This is a genomic window from Blastococcus litoris, assembly GCF_003075095.1.
Classification (GTDB): Bacteria; Actinomycetota; Actinomycetes; order Mycobacteriales; family Geodermatophilaceae; genus Blastococcus_B; species Blastococcus_B litoris.
The window spans coordinates 212,169-233,377 of record NZ_QCZF01000007.1 but is presented as its reverse complement, the minus strand read 5'-3'; the positions used below and the strand labels follow the sequence as shown (position 1 = coordinate 233,377).

General features: G+C 73.7%; 20 protein-coding genes. 11 read left to right on the top strand and 9 right to left on the bottom strand.

Going from position 1 to position 21,209, the window contains the following annotated elements:
• Positions 1-82: 82 nt before the first annotated feature.
• Positions 83-2,065, top strand: a complete 1,983-nt coding sequence (gene pknB, locus DCS98_RS16620) for a Stk1 family PASTA domain-containing Ser/Thr kinase (protein ID WP_116452488.1) — start codon at positions 83-85, stop codon at positions 2,063-2,065.
• Positions 2,066-2,067: 2 nt separating this feature from the next.
• Positions 2,068-2,970, top strand: a complete 903-nt coding sequence (locus DCS98_RS16615; RefSeq protein ID WP_164704614.1) for a deoxyribonuclease IV — start codon at positions 2,068-2,070, stop codon at positions 2,968-2,970.
• 74 nt (positions 2,971-3,044) lie between these two features.
• On the opposite strand, the gene DCS98_RS16610 is transcribed toward DCS98_RS16615, so the two are convergent.
• From DCS98_RS16610 to DCS98_RS16600, 3 genes are read right to left on the bottom strand one after another with little or no spacing between them, the layout of a single operon-like run.
• The gene (locus DCS98_RS16610; protein ID WP_116452487.1) at positions 3,045-4,055 is read right to left on the bottom strand and encodes a threonine aldolase family protein; all 1,011 of its coding nucleotides are present in this window, start codon (positions 4,053-4,055) and stop codon (positions 3,045-3,047) included.
• The gene (locus tag DCS98_RS16605) at positions 4,048-5,385 is read right to left on the bottom strand and encodes a class II 3-deoxy-7-phosphoheptulonate synthase (RefSeq protein WP_116452486.1); all 1,338 of its coding nucleotides are present in this window, start codon (positions 5,383-5,385) and stop codon (positions 4,048-4,050) included. Before DCS98_RS16605 ends, DCS98_RS16610 begins: the two co-directional genes overlap by 8 nt.
• 36 nt (positions 5,386-5,421) lie before the next feature.
• Positions 5,422-6,447 carry a 6-phosphofructokinase gene (locus tag DCS98_RS16600; RefSeq protein ID WP_116452485.1) on the bottom strand — a complete coding sequence of 342 codons (1,026 nt, stop codon included), beginning with the start codon at positions 6,445-6,447 and terminating at the stop codon, positions 5,422-5,424.
• A gap of 86 nt (positions 6,448-6,533) precedes the next feature.
• Between DCS98_RS16600 and DCS98_RS16595 the strand changes: the two genes are divergently transcribed.
• Positions 6,534-7,412: an SDR family oxidoreductase gene (locus DCS98_RS16595; RefSeq protein WP_116452484.1), complete on the top strand. Its 879-nt coding sequence runs from the start codon at positions 6,534-6,536 to the stop codon at positions 7,410-7,412.
• Between the two features lie 8 nt (positions 7,413-7,420).
• On the opposite strand, the gene DCS98_RS16590 is transcribed toward DCS98_RS16595, so the two are convergent.
• Positions 7,421-7,924, bottom strand: coding sequence for a DinB family protein (locus tag DCS98_RS16590; RefSeq protein ID WP_116452483.1), 504 nt, complete (start codon positions 7,922-7,924; stop codon positions 7,421-7,423).
• Between the two features lie 130 nt (positions 7,925-8,054).
• Between DCS98_RS16590 and DCS98_RS16585 the strand changes: the two genes are divergently transcribed.
• A complete protein-coding gene (locus DCS98_RS16585) occupies positions 8,055-10,205 on the top strand; it encodes a methyl-accepting chemotaxis protein (RefSeq protein WP_116452482.1) in 2,151 nt (716 codons plus the stop codon).
• An 84-nt stretch (positions 10,206-10,289) separates the two neighbouring features.
• Here the strand turns inward: DCS98_RS16585 and DCS98_RS16580 are convergent, their stop codons facing one another.
• From DCS98_RS16580 to DCS98_RS16570, 3 genes are read right to left on the bottom strand one after another with little or no spacing between them, the layout of a single operon-like run.
• Complete coding sequence (locus DCS98_RS16580; RefSeq protein WP_116452481.1) at positions 10,290-10,865, bottom strand: GNAT family N-acetyltransferase; 576 nt, start codon at positions 10,863-10,865, stop codon at positions 10,290-10,292.
• A gap of 41 nt (positions 10,866-10,906) precedes the next feature.
• Complete coding sequence (locus DCS98_RS16575) at positions 10,907-11,395, bottom strand: polyadenylate-specific 3'-exoribonuclease AS (RefSeq protein ID WP_116452480.1); 489 nt, start codon at positions 11,393-11,395, stop codon at positions 10,907-10,909.
• A complete protein-coding gene (locus tag DCS98_RS16570) occupies positions 11,392-11,841 on the bottom strand; it encodes a RidA family protein (protein WP_206340307.1) in 450 nt (149 codons plus the stop codon). The genes DCS98_RS16575 and DCS98_RS16570 overlap by 4 nt, the downstream gene beginning before the upstream one ends.
• A 58-nt stretch (positions 11,842-11,899) precedes the next feature.
• Between DCS98_RS16570 and glpK the strand changes: the two genes are divergently transcribed.
• Positions 11,900-13,369, top strand: coding sequence for a glycerol kinase GlpK (gene glpK / locus DCS98_RS16565; RefSeq protein WP_116452478.1), 1,470 nt, complete (start codon positions 11,900-11,902; stop codon positions 13,367-13,369).
• Between the two features lie 28 nt (positions 13,370-13,397).
• Here glpK and DCS98_RS16560 read toward each other — a convergent pair whose 3' ends face one another.
• On the bottom strand, positions 13,398-14,312 hold the full coding sequence (locus DCS98_RS16560) for an SDR family oxidoreductase (protein ID WP_116452477.1): 915 nt from the start codon (positions 14,310-14,312) through the stop codon (positions 13,398-13,400).
• A gap of 121 nt (positions 14,313-14,433) precedes the next feature.
• On the opposite strand from DCS98_RS16560, the gene DCS98_RS16555 reads away from it, so the two are divergent.
• Genes DCS98_RS16555 through DCS98_RS16545 form a run of 3 tightly spaced genes read left to right on the top strand, consistent with a single transcriptional unit; the run spans position 14,434 to position 17,514 of the window.
• Positions 14,434-15,963: a flavin-containing monooxygenase gene (locus tag DCS98_RS16555; RefSeq protein ID WP_116452476.1), complete on the top strand. Its 1,530-nt coding sequence runs from the start codon at positions 14,434-14,436 to the stop codon at positions 15,961-15,963.
• Entirely contained in the window at positions 15,960-16,910 is a 951-nt protein-coding gene (locus DCS98_RS16550) for an alpha/beta fold hydrolase (RefSeq protein WP_164704613.1), read from the top strand. Before DCS98_RS16555 ends, DCS98_RS16550 begins: the two co-directional genes overlap by 4 nt.
• A gap of 16 nt (positions 16,911-16,926) precedes the next feature.
• Positions 16,927-17,514 carry a TetR/AcrR family transcriptional regulator gene (locus tag DCS98_RS16545; protein WP_116452474.1) on the top strand — a complete coding sequence of 196 codons (588 nt, stop codon included), beginning with the start codon at positions 16,927-16,929 and terminating at the stop codon, positions 17,512-17,514.
• A gap of 34 nt (positions 17,515-17,548) precedes the next feature.
• On the opposite strand, the gene DCS98_RS16540 is transcribed toward DCS98_RS16545, so the two are convergent.
• Complete coding sequence (locus tag DCS98_RS16540) at positions 17,549-18,310, bottom strand: lysophospholipid acyltransferase family protein (RefSeq protein ID WP_241038142.1); 762 nt, start codon at positions 18,308-18,310, stop codon at positions 17,549-17,551.
• A gap of 124 nt (positions 18,311-18,434) precedes the next feature.
• Here DCS98_RS16540 and DCS98_RS16535 point away from each other — a divergent pair, with 124 nt between their 5' ends.
• Genes DCS98_RS16535 through DCS98_RS16525 form a run of 3 tightly spaced genes read left to right on the top strand, consistent with a single transcriptional unit; the run spans position 18,435 to position 21,208 of the window.
• Positions 18,435-19,262 carry an alpha/beta hydrolase gene (locus tag DCS98_RS16535; RefSeq protein ID WP_116452473.1) on the top strand — a complete coding sequence of 276 codons (828 nt, stop codon included), beginning with the start codon at positions 18,435-18,437 and terminating at the stop codon, positions 19,260-19,262.
• Complete coding sequence (locus DCS98_RS16530) at positions 19,259-19,948, top strand: hypothetical protein (protein ID WP_116452472.1); 690 nt, start codon at positions 19,259-19,261, stop codon at positions 19,946-19,948. Before DCS98_RS16535 ends, DCS98_RS16530 begins: the two co-directional genes overlap by 4 nt.
• Positions 19,949-19,966: 18 nt before the next feature.
• Positions 19,967-21,208, top strand: a complete 1,242-nt coding sequence (locus DCS98_RS16525; protein ID WP_116452471.1) for an ornithine cyclodeaminase, nickel-pincer nucleotide-dependent — start codon at positions 19,967-19,969, stop codon at positions 21,206-21,208.
• The last annotated feature ends 1 nt before the right edge of the window (position 21,209 follow it).

Genomic DNA, 21,209 nt, shown 5'->3' with positions numbered 1-21,209 from the left:
TCATCCGCACCACCGGCCCCGGCGGCCCCCCGTACCGCGTGGTTGTGCGACCGTCGCCGGTGACGCTCCTACACTCGCTCGGGTGGACACCGCCGTGACCGACCCCGTGGTGGGCCTGGTCCTCGAGGGGCGCTACCGCCTCGAGGAGCGGCTCGCGCGCGGCGGCATGTCCACCGTCTACGCCGCCACGGACCTGCGGCTGCACAAGACCGTCGCCGTCAAGGTGATGGCCGAGCACCTGGCGCACGACCCGACGTTCGTCGACCGGTTCACCCGCGAGGCCCGCGCGGCCGCGATGCTCAGCCACCCCAACGTGGTCGGGGTGAGCGACCAGGGCACCGACCAGGGCCTGGTGTTCCTGGTCATGGAGCTGGTGCGCGGCCGCACGCTGCGCGACCTGCTCACCGCCCGCGGCCGGCTGACCGTCGCCGAGGCGTTCGCGGTGCTCGAGCCGGTCCTGGCCGGGCTCACCGCCGCGCACCGGGCCGGCATCGTGCACCGCGACATCAAGCCCGAGAACGTCCTCATCGGCGTCGACGGCGTCGTGAAGGTGGCCGACTTCGGGCTGGCGCGCGCCGTCGTCGGCACCGGGACCGCCCAGGCCAGCCAGACCGGCGGCGTCCTCATCGGCACGGTGGCCTACCTCTCGCCCGAGCAGCTCGAGCGCGGCAAGGCCGACGCCCGCAGCGACATCTACGCGGCCGGCATCGTCCTGTACGAGATGCTCACCGGCCACCCGCCCTACGGCGGGGACACGCCGCTGGCCGTCGCCTACCAGCACGTGCACCACGACGTCCCGGCGCCGTCGGACGAGGTCCCCGGTCTGCCGTGGGCGGTCGACGAGCTGGTCGCCCGCACGACCCGCCGCGACCCGTCGGGTCGGCCGCTGGATGCCGGTGCGTTCCTCGCCGAGCTCGGCCACGTGCGCAAGGACCTCGGCATCGAGCCCGTCCCGGTGCCCACCGGCCGCAGCACCGCCGGCCCGCAGACCCTGCGCCCGACCAACCGCCCGACCCGCCCGCGGCACCCCAGCGACCCGGGCACCGCGGTGCTGAACAGCCAGCGCACCGACCGCGCCGGCCGGACCAGCATGCTGCCGGCCATGGGCGGCCCCACGATGAACGTCAACGGCCGCCGGCCCGCCGGGCTGGAGCGCCCCCGGCCCGGCGTGCCGCAGCACATCCGCCGTCGCCGCGCCCGCCTCGCGGTCGCGATCGTGCTGCTGCTCGCCGTGACCATCGGCGCCATCGGCTGGTGGCTGGGCAGCGGCCGGTGGACGCAGATCCCCGAGCTCGTCGGCCAGGACCAGGGAGCCGCCATCGACCTGCTGCAGGAGGCCGGGCTCACCCCGGACTGCTGCGAGGAGGTGTGGAGCGAGGAGTTCCCCGCCGGCACCGTCATGTCGACCGACCCGGAGCCCGGCGAGGCGATCCGCGGCACCGACGTCCGGCTCGTCGTGTCGCAGGGGCCCGAGCGCTTCACCGTGCCCACCGACCTGGTCGGCCAGCCCTACGACGACGTGGTGGCCCGGCTCCAGGAGAGCGTGCCCGTCCAGCTCACCCGCGGCGAGGAGTACGACGACGGCGTCGCGGCGGGCCTCGTGATCGGGTTCGTGCCGCCCGCCGGCACGCAGCTCAAGCGGGACGAGGTGGTGCAGGTGGTCGTCAGCCTCGGCCGCTCCCCCGTCGCAGTCCCCGACGTCACCGGGCAGACCTTCGAGCAGGCCACGGCCAACCTCGAGGCGCTCGGCTTCTCCGTGAACCGCGTGGCGGACGGCCGCAGCGCGGCCGTCGACGCCGGCGAGGTCATGGCCGTCAGCCCGGTGCCGGGCGAGTCGGCCCCCTACGGCAGCACCGTCGACATCCAGGTGTCCTCCGGCGTCCCGCTGGTGACCGTGCCCGACGTGACGGGCATGAAGGAGGACGAGGCGACGGCGACGCTGCAGGCCGCCGGCCTCACCGTCGACGCGACGAAGTTCTTCGGCAACAAGGTGCGCCAGCAGACGCCCGCTCCCGGCGAGAGCGTCGAGCAGGGCACCTCCGTCAAGATCCTGGTGGCCTTCTAGCGGTGCAGCTCGCTCCTCCCGCGCCCGCGATCGGGGCGCACATCCAGATCAAGGGCGGCCTCGCCAAGGGCGGGCTGGCCTACACCGACGCCGTGGGCGCCTCCGCCGTCCAGGTCTTCGTCGGCAACCCGCGGGGCTGGAAGCTCACCGACGGCGACCCGAGGCAGGACGCCCTGTTCGTCGAGGGCTGCGCCGAGCGCGGGGTGCCGTCCTTCGTCCACACGCCCTTCCTGGTGAACGTCGGCTCCCCCACCGAGGCGACCGTGGACCAGTCGATCGCGTCCATCCGGCACAACCTGGCCCGAGCCGCCCAGCTGGGCTGCGCCGGCGTCGTCGTGCACGCGGGGTCGGCCGTCGGCGAGGACCGGTACGAGTCGGCGCTGCGCCAGCTGCACGAGAGGCTGCTGCCGGTGCTGGACGCGGCGCCGGCCGACGGCCCGCGGCTGCTGATCGAGCCGACGGCCGGCGGCGGCAAGGCGCTGGCGGCGACCGTCGAGGAGCTGGGCCCGTACTTCGCCGCGCTGGAGGACCACCCGCTGCTCGGCGTCTGCTTCGACACCTGCCACGTGTGGGCGGCCGGCCACGACCTGGCGGCGCCGGGCGGGATGACGGCGACGCTCGATGCGCTGACCGCGGCGGTCGGGCCCGGGCGGCTGGGACTGGTGCACGCCAACGACTCGCTGGACGAGTGCGGGTCCAAGCGGGACCGGCACACCACGATCGGCGAGGGCTCGATCGGGGTGGCGCCGTTCGCCGAGCTGCTGGCTCACCCGTCCGTTGCCGGCGTCCCCCTGGTGGTCGAGACGCCGAGCGAGCTGGACGGCTCGCCGTCGGCCGGGCACAAGCGCGACATCGACCTGCTGCGCTCGCTCGCGGCGCCCGCGGCTGATTCCCGCGCCGCCTGACCCCTGCCGGGCGTTGTCCCTCAGCCGGTCATTCCGGGCGGTGGAACGGCCGCCTGGGGGACAACGCGGCCGGGTCAGCGGGTGAGGAGCTCGCTCAGGACGTCGGCGGCGCGGTCGACGGCGGCGCGGTCCACGTCCAGGTGCGTGACCAGGCGGATCTTCCGCGCGCTCACCTGCGACACCAGCACGCCCTGCGCCTTGGCGGCCTCGGCGACCAGCGGGGCCTCGACGTCGTCCAGCACGACCATGTTGGTCGGCACCGTCGACGGGTCGATGCCCAGCCGCTTGGCCAGCAGCTGCGCGTGCTCGTGGTCCTCGCCCAGCCGCGGCAGGTGGTGGTCCAGCGCGTACAGGCACGCCGCCGCGAGCACGCCGACCTGCCGCATGCCCCCGCCCAGCCGCTTGCGCCACAACCGCGCGGTCGCGATGCGCTCCGCCGATGCCACCAGCACGGAGCCGACCGGCGTCCCGAGACCCTTGGAGAAGCAGACGGACGCGGTGTCGGCCAGCGAGCCGTAGGTCGACAGCGGCACACCGGAGGCGACGTGCGCATTCCAGATGCGGGCGCCGTCGAGGTGCACGGCGACGTCGGCCTGCCGCGACCGGTCCCAGAGCTCCTGCAGCTGGTCGAGCGGCTGGACGAGCCCGCCGCCGCGGTTGTGCGAGTTCTCCACCGCGATCGCCGCGGTCGCGGTGAGGTGCCAGTTGTCCTTGGGCCGCACCTGGTCGATCAGCTGCGCCGCGTCGAGCCGGCCGCCGTCGGACACCACCGTGCGCGTGGAGATGCCGAAGATCGCCGCCGCCGCACCCATCTCGTAGGTGACGACGTGCGCGTCGGCGTCGCAGAGCACCTCCTGGCCCGGCTCGCAGACCAGCCGCATCCCGATCTGGTTGCCCATCGTCCCGGACGGCACGAACATCGCCGCCTCGTGGCCGAACAGCTCCGCCGTCCGCTCCTCGAGGGCGCGGACGGTCGGGTCCTCCTCGTAGACGTCGTCGCCGACCTCGGCCTCGGCCATGGCCCGGCGCATGCCGGGCGTGGGCTTCGTGACGGTGTCGGAGCGGAGGTCGACCCACTCACCCACGGAGCATCTCCGCGACCAGGAACGCGAGCTCGAGAGACTGGCCGGTGTTCAGCCGCGGGTCGCAGGCGGTCTCGTACCGGCTGTTGAGGTCCTCGTCGCTGATCTCCATCGCCCCGCCGAGGCACTCGGTGACGTCCTCACCGGTGAGCTCGACGTGAATGCCGCCCGGCCAGGTGCCCAGCGCGCGGTGCACGTCGAAGAAGCCGAGCACCTCGTCGACGACGCGGTCGAAGTGGCGGGTCTTGTAGCCGGTGGACGACTCGTGGGTGTTGCCGTGCATGGGGTCGCACTGCCACACGACCTGGTGCCCGGACGCCGTCACCTTCTCCACGATCGCCGGCAGGACGTCGCGGATCTTCCCGTTGCCCATGCGGCTGATCAGCGTGAGCTTGCCCGGGATGCCGTCGGGGTCGAGCCGCTCGACGAGCTCGGTCGCCTGCTCGGGCGTCGTCGTCGGGCCGATCTTCACGCCGATCGGGTTGGCCAGCTTCGAGGCGAACTCGATGTGCGCGCCGTCCATCTGGCGGGTCCGCTCCCCCACCCACACGAAGTGGGCGGACGAGGCGTAGGCCCGGCCGTCGTGCACCCGCAGCAGCGCCCGCTCGTAGTCGAGGATCAGCGCCTCGTGGCTGTTGTAGAGGTCGACGCTGCGCATCTCGGAGTGGTCGATGCCGCACGCCTTCATGAACGCCAGCGCGCGGTCGATCTCGCGGGCGATGACCTCGTAGCGCACGCCGGCCGGTGAGTTGGCGACGAAGTCCTTGTTCCAGTCGTGGACGGCGTGCAGGTCGGCCAGGCCACCGCGGGCGTAGGCCCGGATCATGTTCATCGCGGCAGCGGAGTTGGCGTAGGCGCGCACCAGCCGGTTGGGGTCGGGGATGCGCTTCTCGAGCACCGGCTCGAGGGAGTTGACCATGTCGCCCCGGTAGGACGGCAGGCCGAGCGCGTCGGTGTCCGACGAGCGCGGCTTGGCGTACTGGCCGGCCACCCGGCCGACCTTCACGACCGGCACGCTCGCGCCGTAGGTGAGGACGACGGCCATCTGCAGCAGCGTGCGCGTGGTGCTCTGCAGGTGCGGCTCGGTGTTGAGGTCGAAGGTCTCCGCGCAGTCGCCGCCCTGGAGCAGGAACGCCTTGCCCTGCGCCACCTCCGCCAGCTGAGCGCGCAGCCCGTCGATCTCGGCGGGCGCGACGATGGGCGGCACCGTGGCCAGCGTGCCGAGGACGGCGTCCAGGGCGGCGCGGTCGGGCCACTGCGGCTGCTGGGCGGCGGGGAGGTCCTTCCACCGGTCGAGACCGGGCACCAGCTCAGCGGGTTCGGGGAGACTCACGGCACCGAGCGTACTTCCCGGCCCCGCAGCGGCCGCCTAGCCGAAGAAGACCTCGGCCTCGGCGTACCGCTCGGGCGGCACGAGCTTCAGCTGGGCGGTCGCGGCCGACAGCGGCACCCGCACGATGTCGGTACCGCGCAGGGCGACCATCACCCCCGACTGCCCGTCGTGGACGGCGTCCACGGCGGCGAGGCCGAAGCGCGTGGCCAGCACCCGGTCGAACGGTGACGGGGTGCCGCCGCGCTGGATGTGCCCGAGGACGACGGCCCGCGCCTCCCGGCCGGTGCGCTCCTCGATCAGCGAGGCCAGGGCGGCGCCGATCCCGCCGAGGCGGACGTGCCCGAAGGCGTCCTTCTCCCCCGTCGACAGCATGAGGTCGCCGTTCTTCGGCTTGGCGCCCTCGGAGACCACCACGATCGGCGAGTAGCCCGACTCGAAGCGGTGCCGGCAGTGCGCCACGACGCCGTCGACGTCGAACGGGTTCTCGGGGATGAGGATGACGTTGGCGCCACCGGCCATGCCGGCGTGCAGCGCGATCCAGCCGGCGTGCCGGCCCATCACCTCGACGACCAGCGTGCGGTGGTGGCTGTCGCCGGTGGTGTGCAGCCGGTCGATCGCCTCCATCGCCACGCCGACGGCGGTGTCGAAGCCGAACGTGTAGTCGGTGGAGTCCAGGTCGTTGTCGATCGTCTTCGGGACACCGACCACGCGCACCCCCGCCTCGGCCAGCCGGGTGGCCACGCCCAGGGTGTCCTCTCCCCCGATGGGGATCAGCGCCTCGATGCCGAGGCGGTCGAGCGTGGCGAGCACCGCCTCCGGCCCGCCGTCGACCGCGTACGGGTTGGTCCGCGAGGTGCCGAGCACGGTCCCCCCGCGGGGCAGGATCCCGCGGACGGCCGCGAGGTCCATGGCGACGGTGTCGGCCTCGAGCACCCCCCGCCAGCCGTCGCGGAAACCCACGATCTCGTCGCCGTGCTCGGCGATGCCCTTGCGGACCACCGCCCTGATGACGGCGTTGAGCCCGGGGCAGTCGCCGCCGCCGGTCAGGATGCCGATCCGCATGCTGTTCCTCCGGGAAGGAGTCGGGCCCCCACGTGGTTGGACGCCGTCATGATGCCGCAGGTCACAGCGTTACCGGGGAGTTCTTCGTGATCACGCTCACCGGGGTCACCGGAACGCTCGGCGGCCGGGTCGCCGAGCGGCTGGCGGCCGCCGGGGTCGCTCCCCTCCGCCTGGTCGTCCGCGACGCCGCCCGCGCGCCCCGGCTGCCGGGTGCCGAAGTCGTCGAGAACCCCGGCGGGTACGCCGACGGCGCCGGTCTGCGGGCCGCTCTCGCCGGCACCGACACGCTGTACCTCGTCTCCGCCGCGGAGGCGGAGGACCGGCTGCAGCAGCACCTCACCGCCGTCGAGGCCGCGGCCGCGGCCGGTGTGCGACGGATCGTCTACACGTCGTTCGTCGGAGCCGACCGTCCCGACCCGACGTTCACCCTGGTCCGCCACCACCGCGCGACGGAGGAGGCGATCCGCGCGACCGGCATCGCGCACACGGTCCTGCGGCACAGCATGTACGCCGACTTCGTGCCGTTCTTCGCGGTGCGCGAGGGCGACCGCGCGGTCATCGCAGCACCGGCCGGCGAGGGTGCGACCGGCTTCGTCTCCCGCGACGACCTCGCCGACGTCGCCGCCGCCGTCCTGCTGCGGGACGACGGCGACCTGGACGGCCGGGCGCTCGAGGTGACCGGGCCGGAGGCGCTGACGCTGGCCGAGGCGGCCGACGTGCTCACCGAGGTGACCGGCGTCCCCGCGGAGTACCGGCGGCAGACGACCGAGGAGGCGTGGGCGACCCGTCGCCCGTCGGGCCACCCCGACTGGGAGGTGGAGGGCTGGGTGTCCAGCTACCTCGCCATCGCCGCCGGCGAGCTCGCCCCGGTCACCGACGTCGTCCCGGGGCTGACGGGGCACCCCGCGCGCACCGTCGCCGAGCACCTGCGCGCCCACCCGGAGGACTGGGCCCACCTGCGCTGACGCCGGCCTCAGACCCCCGTGACGCCGTCGATCCCCTCGCGGAGCAGGTCGGCGTGGCCGTTGTGCCGCGCGTACTCCTGGATCACGTGCAGCAGGACCAGCCGCAGCGAGTAGGCGGTCCCGTCCCGGTCGGTCCCCGTGACGTCCAGGGACGGCGCCGCCCCCTCGATCCGGCGGGCGTGCCCGATCTCGCCCTCCCAGGCCGCGAACGCCTCGGCGACGTCGGCGTGGGCGGCGTCGTAGGCGACCTGGAAGTCGCGGTCGGCCGACCAGACCAGCGGCACGTCCTGCCCGTCGACAACCCGGCGGAACCAGGAGCGCTCGACCTCTGCCATGTGCCGGACGAGGCCCAGGAGCGACAGGGTGGACGGCGGCATGGACGTCCGGCGCAGGTCGTCGTCGGAGAGCCCGGCGCACTTCACCGCCAGCGTCGCCCGGTGCCAGTCGAGGTAGCCGCGCAGCGTCTCCCGCTCCCCGCCGGTGAGCGGCGGCTCGGTCCGGCCATCGGTCATGGCCCGATCCTGCCGCAGGTGTCGGTCCGGTCACGAACGCCCCGTCGGGTACCGGTCCGCGTCCCGGCTGCCGAGATACGGAACGACAGCAGCGCTTTAGTGCTGCTCAGGACTCGGAGGACGACGGGCAATGCGCAGGATCGCGGTGCCGGGCTGGGCGGACCCCAGCGGGTGGGGCATCAGGACCAAGGTGGTGGCGCTGGCGGTGGCCAGCGTCGCCGTCACGGGCGTGGCGATGGGCGGGGTCAGCGCCTGGCAGAGCGGGCGGTTCGCCGACGACGCCGAGCGCGACGTGCGCGCGCTGGTGGAGGAGGACATCTCCCGCACCGCCGCGGGCGTCTACGACGTCGTCTCCACCCAGGGAGCGTCCACGTCGGCCAAGGTCGACTCCGACCTCGCGACCGCCCAGTACGTCCTGCAGCAGGCCGGCGGCTTCTCCATCGACGACTCCGGCGAGGACCTGGTGCCGTGGGAGGCGAAGAACCAGCTGTCCGGCGAGGTCACGCCGGTCCAGCTGCCGCAGGTGCTCGTGGGCGGGCAGTGGCTCGGCAAGAACGCCGACGTGAACGTGCCCACGCCGGTCGTCGACACCATCAAGTCGATGGTCGGCGCGACCGTGACGATCTTCCAGAAGACCCCGGAGGGCAACTACCTCCGGGTGGCGACCAACGTCCAGGCCGCGTCGGGCGCCCGGGCGATCGGCACCTACATCCCGGCGGTCAACCCCGACGGCCAGCCCAACCCGGTCGCCGCCGCGGTGAGCCGCGGCGAGACCTACCGCGGCAACGCGTTCGTCGTCGACTCGTGGCTCGTGTCGGCCTACGCGCCGCTCACCGGCCCCGGCGGTGACGTCGTCGGCGTCCTCTACGTCGGCGTGAAGCAGGAGAACCTGCCGGCGCTGCGCGAGAGCCTCGACGCCACCACCGTCGGCGACACCGGGCACATCGAGGTCTACGGGGGCACCGGCGACCGCGCCGGCACCGTGCTGATCAGCCCCGACGCCGTCCGGGACGGCGAGAACGTGCTCGCGGCGACCGATGCCGAGGGCACCCCGTACGTGCAGCAGATGGTCGACGCCGCGGTCGGCCTCGAGGCCGGCGAGCAGGCCACCGTCCGGTACGTGGACCCGGACGCCGGGCCGACGACGGTGCGCCTCACCTACTACGCGCCCTGGGACTGGGTGATCGCCACGGTCGCGCGCGACGGCGACTTCTCCGGGCCGGTGGAGTCCCTGGAGGACGGCCGTTCGTCCATGCTCGGCGCCCTCCTGGTCGCCGGAGTCCTCATCGCCGTCCTCGGCGGGCTCGTCGCCTACTGGATCGGCCGCCGCCTCACCGGGCCCCTGCACCACCTGCGCGACCGCATGGCCGAGATCGCCGACGGCGAGGGCGACCTGACCCAGCGCATGGACGACTCCCGCTCGGACGAGGTCGGCCAGCTCTCGGCGGCGTTCAACCGCTTCGTCGAGAAGGTGGCCGGCACGATCCGCGACATCGGGCGCTGCGCCCAGGAGGTCGCCTCCTCCGCCGCGGGCGTGGCCACCGTCGCCGACGGGCTCGCCCAGCGGGCGTCGCGCAGCCGGGACCAGGCGCAGGGCGCGCACTCCTCGGCGGCGGAGATCAGCTCCAGCGTCAGCTCGGCCGCCGCGGGCGCGCAGCAGATGGGCGCCTCCATCTCCGAGATCGCCCGCAGCGCGACCGAGGCCGCCGAGGTGGGGCGCCAGGCGGCCGACCTGGCGCAGAAGACCGAGGCGACCATCGCCGCCCTGGGTGCCAGCTCGGCGGAGATCGGCGACGTGGTGAAGGTGATCTCCGGGGTGGCCGAGCAGACGAACCTGCTCGCGCTCAACGCCACGATCGAGGCTGCCCGCGCCGGCGACGCGGGCAAGGGCTTCGCCGTCGTCGCCAACGAGGTCAAGGAGCTCGCCCAGGAGGCCGGCAAGGCCAGCGAGGAGATCGCCCACCGGGTGCAGGGCATCCAGAGCGAGACCTCGGCGGCCGTCGGCGCGATCGCGCGCATCGCCGAGGTGGTCCGCGCGATCAACGACCACCAGACGACGATCGCCAGCGCCGTGGAGGAGCAGACCGCGACGACGAGCGAGCTGACCCGCAGCGTCGCGGCCGCCGCCGACGGCGCCGGCTCGGTGACGACGACGCTCACGGCCGTGAGCCGGGACGCCGACGACAGCGCCGCGGACGTCGACCGGGCCCGGGCCGCCGCCCAGGAGCTGGACGGGCTCTCCCGCGAGCTCAACCGCCTGCTGGGGGTCTTCACCGTCTGAGCCGCGGTCCCCGTCGCGGTCACCGTGCGCCGGTCCACCTCGTCGCCGGTCGACGAGGTGGACCGGCGCACAGCCGCGTCCGGGTCAGCCCGTCGTCATCGACCAGACCGTCGGCCCGCCGTCCGGGAGCACGAGCTCGTGGCGCACCGACAGCCCGTGCGCCTCGTAGAACGGCACGTTCTCCGGGTTCATCGTGTCCAGGCACGCGACCAGACCGGCCGCGCGGGCGGCGGCGACTCCCCGGTCGAGCAGCTCCCCGCCCAGACCCTCGCCCCGGCGGTCGGGATCGACGCCGAGCAGGTGGAGGTAGGCGTGCGGCCGGGACGGCCGTTCCTCGCCCAGCACCGCCATCGCGCCACCGATCGCCGCCGCCCGTTCCGCGCCCATGAGCGCGCTCATGAGCCCTCCGAGCGTCGGCAGCCGGTCGCCGTCCCGCTCGGCCTGCCCGGGCCACTGCCACATGGCGACGGCCACGGGCCGGCCGCGGTGGACGCAGTCGACCCGTCCTGCTTCCAGGTAGTGCTCGGCGAACAGGCCGAACATCGCCGCGCACGCGTGCGGCCGCACCTCGTCGTCCGGGAAGAACCACACCATCAGCGGGTCGGCGGCGAACGCCCGGGCCAGCAGGGTGCGCGCCTCGGGCGCGGTCAGGTCGGGCACGGCGGGCAGCCTGTCGGACGACGGTCCGGCCGCCAAGGCGTTCAGGCGCGGACGGCCGCCATCGCCTTCCAGCGCTCGAGGTTGTAGCGGGCATCGACGAGGGCGTCGTGCGTCCCGCTCGGCTTGGGCGGCAGCGGCGGCTGACCGAGGTCGTCCCAGCGCTGGCGCAGCTCGCGGGTGAAGCGCGGGATGGGACGGGGCAGCGCCGGCATCGCCCCCCACAGCTGGGCCAGGGCCACGTGGTCGTAGGCGGCGAACCAGGCCCAGAGCTCGATCTCCTCCCCCGGCCCGGTGAGGAAGGCCAGGAGGTCGTCGCGGATCCGCTCGCGGCTGCGCCAGGCCTTGTCCGCCGGGGGCGGGAGCTGGTCGAGCACGTTGCGCCGGACCCACGGGATCGCCCTGCGCTCGTCGAACTCGGTGCTCACCGCGTAGAACTCGCGGCCGGTCTCGTCGACCACGCCGATGGACACGAGGTCGATCGTGGTGCCGTCCTCGATGAACTCGGTGTCGTAGAAGAAGCGCCGGGTCACCTGTCCACCGTAGGACCGTCGTGCGGCGGGGCCGGCTCCTGCCAGCTGTCGCGCACGGCCACGGCCTCCACCTCGACCAGCTGGTCGGGCCAGCCGAGCACCGTCACCCCGACCAGCGTGCTCGGCGCGTCGTGCTCGCCGAAAGCGGCGCGGACGACGTCCCAGGCGGCGACCAGATCGCCGCGGTCGGTCGTCGCCACGTAGACGGTGGTCTTGAGGACGTCGTCCAGCCCGGCACCGGCGCCCTCCAGCGCGGCGACGAGGTTCGCCATGACCTGGCGCGCCTGCCCCCTGACGTCGCCGACGGCCACCGTCGCGCCGTCGGCGTCGAGCGGGCAGGCGCCGGCGGTGAACACCATCCGCCCCGGGTCGGTCACCGCGGCGTACGCGTAGGGGGCCGTCCCGGCCAGCGAGGACGGTCGGACGAGCTCGATCCCGGTGGTCACCGGCCGATCATGGGTCACCGGCGGGCCGGGTGCCGCCCGGAGTCGATAGGTTCGCCCCATGCCGGTGCTGGCGATCGATGCAGGGACGACCGGGGTGACCGCGCTGGTCGTGGGCGAGCAGGGCGACGTCCTGTCCCGCGGTTACCGCGAGTTCGCGCAACTGTTCCCCCGGCCCGGCTGGGTGGAGCACGAGCCCGACGACATCTGGACGGCGACCGTCGCGGCCTGCCGCGAGGCGCTGGCCGGCACCGACGCCGAGCCCACCTGCATCGGCATCACCGACCAGCGCGAGACCGCCGTCGTCTGGGACCGGCGCACCCTGCACTCCCCCCGCCCCGCCATCGTCTGGCAGGACCGCCGCACGACCGGCATCTGCGACCGGCTGCGGGACGACGAGGAGCGCGTCTCCCAGCTCACCGGCCTCCGGCTGGACCCCTACTTCACCGGCACGAAGTTCGCCTGGCTGGCCGAGCACGAGCCCCGGGTGTGGTCCGGCGTCCGCGACGGCGCCCTGGCCCTGGGCACCGTCGACTCCTACGTCATCGCCCGGCTGACCGGCGGGGCCGCGCACGTCACCGACCCGACGAACGCCAGCCGCACGCTGCTCTTCGACCTGGAGAAGGGCACCTGGTCCGACGAGCTGTGCGACCTGTTCGACGTCCCCCGCGCCGCGCTGCCCGAGCTGGTCCCGAGCTCGGGCGTCGTCGGCACGACCGACCCCGACGCCTTCCTCGGGCTGTCGCTGCCCGTCGCCGGCATCGCCGGCGACCAGCAGGCCGCGCTCTTCGGGCAGGCCTGCTACTCCCCCGGCGACTCCAAGTGCACCTACGGGACCGGCTCGTTCGTCCTCACCAACACCGGCTCGACCCCGGTCCGGTCCGACGCCGGGCTGCTGACGACGGTGGCGTGGGACCTCGGCGAGGGCCTGGTCTACGCGCTCGAGGGCGCCATCTTCGTGACCGGGGCCGCCGTCCAGTGGCTGCGCGACGGCCTCGGGCTGATCGACTCCGCGAACGAGATCGAGGGCCTGGCGCGGACGGTGCCCGACTCCGGCGACGTCGTCTTCGTGCCCGCGCTGACCGGGATGGGCGCCCCGCACTGGGACCCGCACGCCCGCGGCGCGATCCTCGGCATCACCCGCGGCACCACCCGGGCCCACCTCGCGCGGGCCACGCTGGAGGCGATCGCGTTCGAGGTGCGCGACGTCGTCGACGTGATGGTGGACGAGGCCGGGCTGGAGGTGCCGGAGCTGTCGGCCGACGGCGGGGCGAGCGCCAACGACCTGCTGCTCCAGCTGCAGGCCGACCAGCTGGGTGTCCCGGTGCGCCGGCCGAAGGTCACCGAGACGACGGCGCTCGGAGCCGCGTTCCTGGCAGGCCTGGGCACCGGGCTCTGGAGCAGCACCGACGAGCTGGCGCAGACCTGGGCGCTGGACCGCCGCTTCGAGCCCGACGAGGGCCGCCGCGACGACGGGCGGCACGCCCGCTGGCGTGCCGCCCTCCCCCGCGCCGGCGGCTGGACCAGCTGAGGGGACTTCCTGTACCGGAAGTCCCCGTTCAGGCGGCGCCCTGCGAGCGGTCGCCGACCGAGTTCCGGCCGAACTCCCTGCCGTTCAGCGCGGCGATGTCGCGCTCGAGCTGCGGCACCCGCTTGGCCGACACCTTCATCGCCACCTTCTCGGCGACGACGCCGGTCACCAGCTGGCGCAGCGCCGACACGACGCCGACCGAGCCCGGCACGAACACCCGGCGGCCACGGGTCTCCAGGTTCTCCACGAGCGCGTCCGCGCACGCCTCCACCGAGGTGTAGGCGCCCAGGGGGCCGGGGAGCTGCTTGCGCGTCGCCTTGAAGGTCGGCAGCGCCTCCTCGGTGTCGCGCACCATGTCGGTGTCGATCCAGGTCGGGTGGGCGCTGGCGACCGTCACCCCGCGGTAGGCGACCTCCAGGCGCAGCGCGTCGCCGAACCGCTCCACACCCGCCTTGGCCGCGCAGTAGGCGCTCATCCCGGGCAGCACGGTGAAGGCCGCCGCCGAGCTGATCAGCAGCACGTGGCCCTTCCGCTTCGCGATCTCCGGCAGCGCGGCGTGCGTGGTGAGCATCGCCCCGATGAGGTTCACCTCGATCGTCCGGGCCAGCGCGTGCGCGGAGCTGGTCATCACGGTGGTCAGCGGCGCGATGCCGGCGTTGGCGACCACGACGTCCAGCCCGCCGAACGTGTCGACGGTCCGCTGGACGGCGGACCTCAGCGCCTCGGCGTCGGTGACGTCGGCCTCGACCCACAGGTGCTCGGGTCCGAGCTCGGCCGCGACCGCGGCGAGCTGCTCGGGCTCCAGTCCGACCAGGGCGACCCGGGCGCCGCGCGCGGCGGCACGGCGGGCCAGCTCGGCGCCGATGCCCCGGGCCGCGCCGGTGATCAGGACCGTCTGCCCGGCCAGGGGCGTGCGGGGGCGCTGCCTGCGGAGTGACGCCATGGGTGCTCCTCGGGTCTGGAATTGCTGTGTCGGAGAGGTACAGCTCCAATTGAGCCTGCTCAGGGGCCGTTGTAGCTTGTTGAGCGTTGCTCAGCAAGCCGGAGGACAGGAGCCCGTCCAGGTGACCAGCACGCTCGAGAACCAGTCCGCCACCGTCCCGACCGCCCTGCGCGACGTGCGCGTCGCGATCATCGGGTCCGGGTTCGCCGGGCTCGGCATGGCCATCGCCCTCAGGCGCCGCGGGGAGACCGACTTCGTCGTCCTGGAGCGGGCCGGCGACGTCGGCGGCACGTGGCGGGACAACACCTATCCCGGCGCGGCGTGCGACGTGCAGTCGAACCTCTATTCCTTCTCCTTCGCGCAGAACCCCGGCTGGGGGCGCTCCTACTCCGAGCAGCCGGAGATCCAGGCCTACCTGCAGCGCACCGCCGACCGGTTCGACGTCCGGCGGCACTGCGTCTTCGGTTCCGACGTCACCTCGGCGCGGTGGGACGACGCCGCACAGCGCTGGCACGTCTCGACCACCGCCGGCGACTTCCGGGCCCGCGTCCTCGTCTCCGCCGCCGGCGCGCTGGCCGACCCGACCTACCCCGACATCCCGGGCCTGGACTCGTTCGCCGGCACCGTCATGCACTCCGCCCGCTGGGACGCCGGCCACGACCTCACCGGCGAGCGGGTCGCCGTGATCGGCACCGGGGCCTCGGCCATCCAGGTGGTGCCGGCGATCCAGCCGGTCGTCGGCAGCATCGCCGTCTACCAGCGCACGCCCGCGTGGGTGGTGCCCCGCACCGACCACCCGGTGAAGCCGTGGATGCAGAAGCTCTACCGGTTCGTGCCGGGCTTCCAGAACGCGATCCGCGCGTGCCTCTACCTCTTCCGCGAGTTCCTCGTCATCGGCATGGCGAAGAACCGCCGCTTCCTCAAGCCGGTCGGCAAGCTGGCCCGCGCGCACCTGCACCGCCAGGTGCGCGACCCGAAGCTCCGGAAGGCGCTGACGCCCGACTACACGATCGGCTGCAAGCGGATCCTGATCAGCAACGACTACTTCCCCGCGGTCGCCGCGCCCAACGCCGAGCTCGTCACCGCCGGCATCCAGGAGATCCGGCCGCACTCGATCGTCACGGTGGACGGCGTCGAGCGGCCGACCGACACCATCGTGCTGGCGACCGGCTTCCACGTCACCGACCTGCCGATCGCGGAGAAGATCTGCGGCCGCGACGGGCGCTCCCTCGCCGAGGTCTGGGCGAACGGCATGGTGAGCAACAAGAGCGCCGCCGTCGCCGGCTTCCCCAACATGTTCCTGCTGGTCGGGCCCAACGTCGGCGTCGGCCACACGTCGATGGTCTACATGATCGAGTCGCAGGTGGCCTACGTCGACGACGCGCTGCGCACCATGGACGCCGAGGGGCTGGCGGTCCTCGAGACCACCCCGCAGGCCCAGGAGGCCTGGCGCTCGCTGATCGCCGAGAAGTCGAAGGGCACCGTGTGGCTGGCCGGGGGCTGCGCCAGCTGGTACCTGGACGAGCACGGGCACAACACGACGCTCTGGCCGGACTTCACCTTCCGGTTCCGGAGACTGACCCGGACCCTCGATCGCGACAACTACGTCGGTGTCCCCGCCGGCACGCAGCGCCCGGAGGTGGCCGCGTGAGCACCCCGACCCTCCTCCGCCGGGTGGCCGCCGTCCGCACGCCGGACGACGCCCTCATCCACGCCGTCGTCGACGGCTCCGACGACGCCCCGGTCACCCTCGTCCTCGCCCACGGCTGGACCCTCGCGCAGGCCTCGTGGGACGACGTCGCCGAGCTGCTCACGCCGCGCGTGGCCGCCGGCGAGCTCCGGCTGATCCGCTACGACCAGCGCGGGCACGGCCGCTCCACCTGGGGCCGGTACGCCGACGACGTCGCCGAGCTGACCATCGACCAGCTCGGCGAGGACCTCGGCACGCTGCTGGACGAGCTGGCGCCCTCCGGCCCCGTCGTGCTCGGCGGGCACTCGATGGGCGGCATGACGATCATGTGCCTGGCCGCCACCCGACCGGAGCTGTTCGGTGAGCGGGTGCTGGGCGTCGCCCTGGTGTCGACGTCGGCCGGCGACCTCGCGCCCGCGGGCGAGAACCTGCTCGAGCGCCTGCAGCTCAAGCTCGCACCGGGCATGGTCGCCGCCGCGATCGGCGGCGCACGGGCGCTCGAGCGCGTGCGACAGCTGCTGCCCCCCACGCACCCGCGCCACCAGAAGCTGGTGCGCGAGCTGCTGTACGGCGCGGACGCGACCGACGAGATGGTGCTGGCGGGGGCCGAGATCATGCACGCCTCGACGGTGCGCGCCTTCGCCGCCTTCTACCCGGCGCTGGGCGAGCACGACAAGCGCCAGGAGCTCGACGCTCTGGCGGGCGTGCCCGTGGAGATCCTGGTCGGCGACAGCGACAAGCTCACGCCCGAGCGGCACAGCCACCAGCTCGCCGAGGCGCTGCCGGAGGCGCACCTGCAGATCGTCCCCCGGACCGGTCACATGCTCCTGCAGGAGCGCGCGCCGCTCACGGCCGAGGCGATCGGGCGGCTGCTGGCCGCCGCGACGGCCGAGCGGGCCGCCGCGTGAGGGGCACCCCCCGCCGATGACGGCGGCATCGCGCCCCGACCACCCGCGGCTGCGGCGCACGGCCGGCGACCGCCGCGCGCAGCTGGTGCAGATCGGTCTGGAACTGCTCCCCACGACGCCCGTCCAGGAGCTCACGATCGACGAGGTGGCGCGGCGGGCCGGCATCAGCCGCAGCCTGCTGTTCCACTACTTCGCCACCAAGCGGGACTACTACACCGCCGTGACCCGGGCGGCCGCCGACCTGCTCTGGGAGCACCTGCTGCCCGCCCCGGGCACGCCGCCCGACCAGCAGGTCACCGGGATGCTCGACCGCTACGTCGGATGGGTGGAGACGTTCCCGGAGAGCCACCTCGCGTTCGTCCGCGGCGCCGGCGGTGGTGACCCGTGGGTGTCGGAGGTCTACGAGGAGATGCGGGCCCGGCTGGTGGAGCTGGCGCTGAGCGCGCTCGAGCTCCCGGACGACGCCCGGCGCCGTCAGCTGGTGCTCGCCTGGTTCGCCTTCACCGAGGACCTCGTCGGCCAGTGGGTGCAGGAGCCCACGATGACCCGGGACGAGCTGCTGGAGCTGCTGCGCGACGTCCTCGCACGCCTGACCGACCGCTGACCCCTCGGCTTCCCGCACCGGAGGCTCGGGTCGTTCAGCCGGCGAGGGACGTCGGGGCGCGGTCGGCCGCCTCGTCCGGCGGCGGCTGCAGCCGGGCGACGACGTCGGGAGCGCTGGCGCCGGTGGCGTCCATCGACTTCTTGACCGTCGCGCCGTAGACGTCGACGTACTCCTGGCCCGACAGCATCATGATCTCGTACATGATCTCGTCGGTGATCGACCGCTCGACGAAGCGGTCGCCCGACATGCCCTCGTAGCGGGAGAAGTCGAGCGGGGCGCCGATGCGCACGTTCACGCGGGTGATCGACTTCCCGAACGGGAGCTTCTTCTTGCTGTAGACCATCGCGACCGGGATGACCGGGGCACCGGTCTCCAGCGCCATGCGGGCCACGCCGGTCTTGCCCCGGAAGAGCCGACCGTCCGGGGAGCGCGTGCCCTCGGGGTAGATGCCGAGGACCTTGCCCTCGCGCAGGGTGCGGATGCCGGTCTGGATGGCGTTCTCGGCCGCCGAGGCGCTGGAGCGGTCGATGGGCACCTGGCCGGCGCCGGAGAAGAAGGCCCGCTGCGCCGCGCCCTTCACGCCCGTGCCCGTGAAGTACTCGGCCTTGGCCAGGAAGGTGACGCGGCGCTTGAGCTGGAGGGGCATGAAGATCCAGTCAGCGGCGGACAGGTGGTTGCTCGCCAGGATCGCGGCTCCCGCCGCCGGCACGTTCTCGGTCCCCTCGGCCCGGGGACGGAACACGGCGTGCACCGCGGGGCCGATCGCGACGAACTTGAGGAACCAGTAGAACAACACGCCTCCCTGTTGAGCTGCCAGACTAAGGAGCCCGTCGGCGGAATCACAATCGGTCGGCGGTGTGACCTTGTTCCGTGATCACGCCCCGGTCGGCACCGCCACCGGACGCCGAGGAGGACCCCCGTTGTCTGGACCGACCGCGCCGCAGGACGTCATGCCCGGTGCCGAGCCGTTCTCCTTCCCCGGCGGGGACGGTCCCGACGGCCGCACCGGCGTGCTGCTCGTGCACGGCTTCACCGGCACGCCGATGAGCATGCGGCCGTGGGGCGAGCACCTGGCGGCCGAGGGGTTCGCCGTCCGCTGCCCGCTGCTGCCCGGCCACGGGACGCGCTGGCAGGACTGCAACCTCAGCACCCACGACCAGTGGACGGCGACCGTCGAGGACGCGTTCGACCAGCTGGCGGCCGAGTGCGACCGGGTCTTCGTGGCGGGCCTGTCGATGGGCGGCACGCTGGCCACCCGGCTGGCCGAGGTGCGTCCGGACGACGTGGCCGGTCTCGTGCTGGTGAACCCGGCGCTGCTCACCCAGCGGCTCGACGCCAAGCTGCTGCCGCTCATCGCGAGGCTGACCGGCAGCTGGGCGCCGATCGCCAGCGACATCAAGAAGCCCGGCGTCACCGAGCTCGCCTACCCCAAGCTGCCGACCCGGGCGATGATGCAGCTGCGCGGGCTGTGGGCCGCCACGCGGGCCGACCTCGGCCGGGTCACCGCGCCGGTGATCGTCTTCCACAGCGTGGAGGACCACGTCGTCGAGCCGGTCAACAGCACGGTCCTGCTCGCCGGTGTGGGCAGCTCGGACACCACCGAGGTGCTGCTCGAGGACAGCTACCACGTGGCCACGCTCGACAACGACGCCCCGCGGATCTTCGCCGGCTCGGTCGACTGGATCCGCGACCGGGTCGGCGCCGGCGAGAACCCGGGCACAGGGAGCCCGGCCGCGGAGTCGCGGTGACCACCCGCCGGGGGCGCGGCCGCCGCGACAACGGGCTGGACGCGGCGCTCTGGAGCCCGCTGCGCGACGTCGACCCGCGGGTCGGCGAGCACCTGCTCGACCTGCTCCACGCCGTCGGCATCGCGGCCTACCTCGAGCCGTCCGCGGACGTCGAGCCCTACACGCGGTCGGTCAGCCTGCCGAGCCCGCCGTCGGACCGGCTGTTCGTCGACCGTGCCCGCCGGGCGGAGGCACGCACCGTCGTGGACGAGCACGCCCCGGCGGCCGAGGTGCGGCCGCGGCCGGAACCCGAGCCGGCGACGGCCCGGCGCGAGCTGGACGAGGACGCCGAGTGGCGCCGGATCGTGGCGGCGTTCGAGGAGGAGCACGGCCGGGCGGTCGTGGACGAGGAACCCGTCGACGCTCCCCCGCCGCCCCCGCACGAGCTGCCCGTCCTCGACCAGCCCGACGAGCACTACGAGCCACCGCCGGCTCCGCCCATCCCGGCACCGGCCCCGGCGTCGCTGTACGCGGTGCTGCTCATCGCCGCCGGCGTGCTGCTCATCGGGGCGCCCGGGATCCTCGACCTGTCCGCGGACGTGGGCCTGGTCATCGGCGTCGCGGGCATCGCCGGCGGGGTCGCCATGCTGGTGTCGCGCATGCGGGACAGGTCCGACGACGACGGTGACGACGGCGCCGTCGTCTGACCCGCTAACGTCCGGCGGGTGAGCCCCGCCGCGCACTCCGCCATCGTCACCGTCACCGGCCACCTCGTGGACACCGGCATCCTCGCCCGGATCCTCGACGACGTCCTCGAGTACGGCGGGGACTACCGGATCGAGAGCCTCGACCTCGGCCGGCAGCACGAGGACGAGTCGCGCGCGCTCATCGAGATCAGCGCCGAGGAGACCGAGCACCTGGAGCGGATCCTCATGCGCGTCCAGATCCACGGCGCCAACGCCGTGGACCCCGGGACGGCGACCACCCGGCCCGCTCCGGCCGACGGCGTCTTCCCCGACGACTTCTACTCGACCACCAACCTGGAGACGCTCGTGCGCCTCGACCGGGAGTGGATCCGGGTGCGGCAGCCGGAGATGGACTGCGGCCTCGTCGTCACCGAGGAGGACGGGCGGCAGGTCGTCCGCACCGTGCCGGTGAGCGACGTGCGGGCCGGCGACGCGGTGGTCTGCGGTGCGCACGGCGTCCGGGTCGAGCTCCCCCAGCAGGCGCCACGCGGCGAGGAGGACGACTTCGGCTTCATGTCGTCGGCGGTCTCGAGCGAGAAGCCGCAGGCGCTCCTGGTCCGCCAGATCGCCGAGCGCATGCGGGAGGTCAAGGCCGAGGGCAAGCGGATCCTGTGGGTCGGCGGCCCGGCGGTGGTGCACACCGGCGCCTCCCCCGCCATGGTGCGGCTGGTGCGGGCCGGCTTCGTCGACGTCCTGTTCGCCGGCAACGCGCTGGCCACGCACGACATCGAGTCGGCGCTGTTCGGCACCTCGCTCGGCGTCGACCTGGCCAAGGGCTCGGGCGTGCCGCACGGCCACGAGCACCACATCCGGGCCATCAACACGATCCGCGCGGCCGGCTCGATCCGGGCGGCGGTCGACTCCGGCGTCCTCACCGGCGGGGTGATGCACGCGATGGTCGAGGCGGGCAAACCGTTCGTGCTGGTCGGCTCGGTGCGCGACGACGGCCCCCTGCCCGACGTCTACACCGACGTGATCGAGGGGCAGCGGGCGATGCGCGCCCAGCTGCCCGACGTCGGCTTCGCGATCATGGTCGCGACGATGCTGCACTCCATCGCGACGGGGAACATCCTCGCCGCGTCGATCCCGCTGGTGAGCGTCGACATCAACCCCGCGACCGTCACCAAGCTCGCCGACCGCGGCAGCGCGCAGGCGATGGGGATCATCACCGACATCGGCCTGTTCCTCGAGCAGCTGGCGCGCGAGCTCGCCCCCGAGTAGG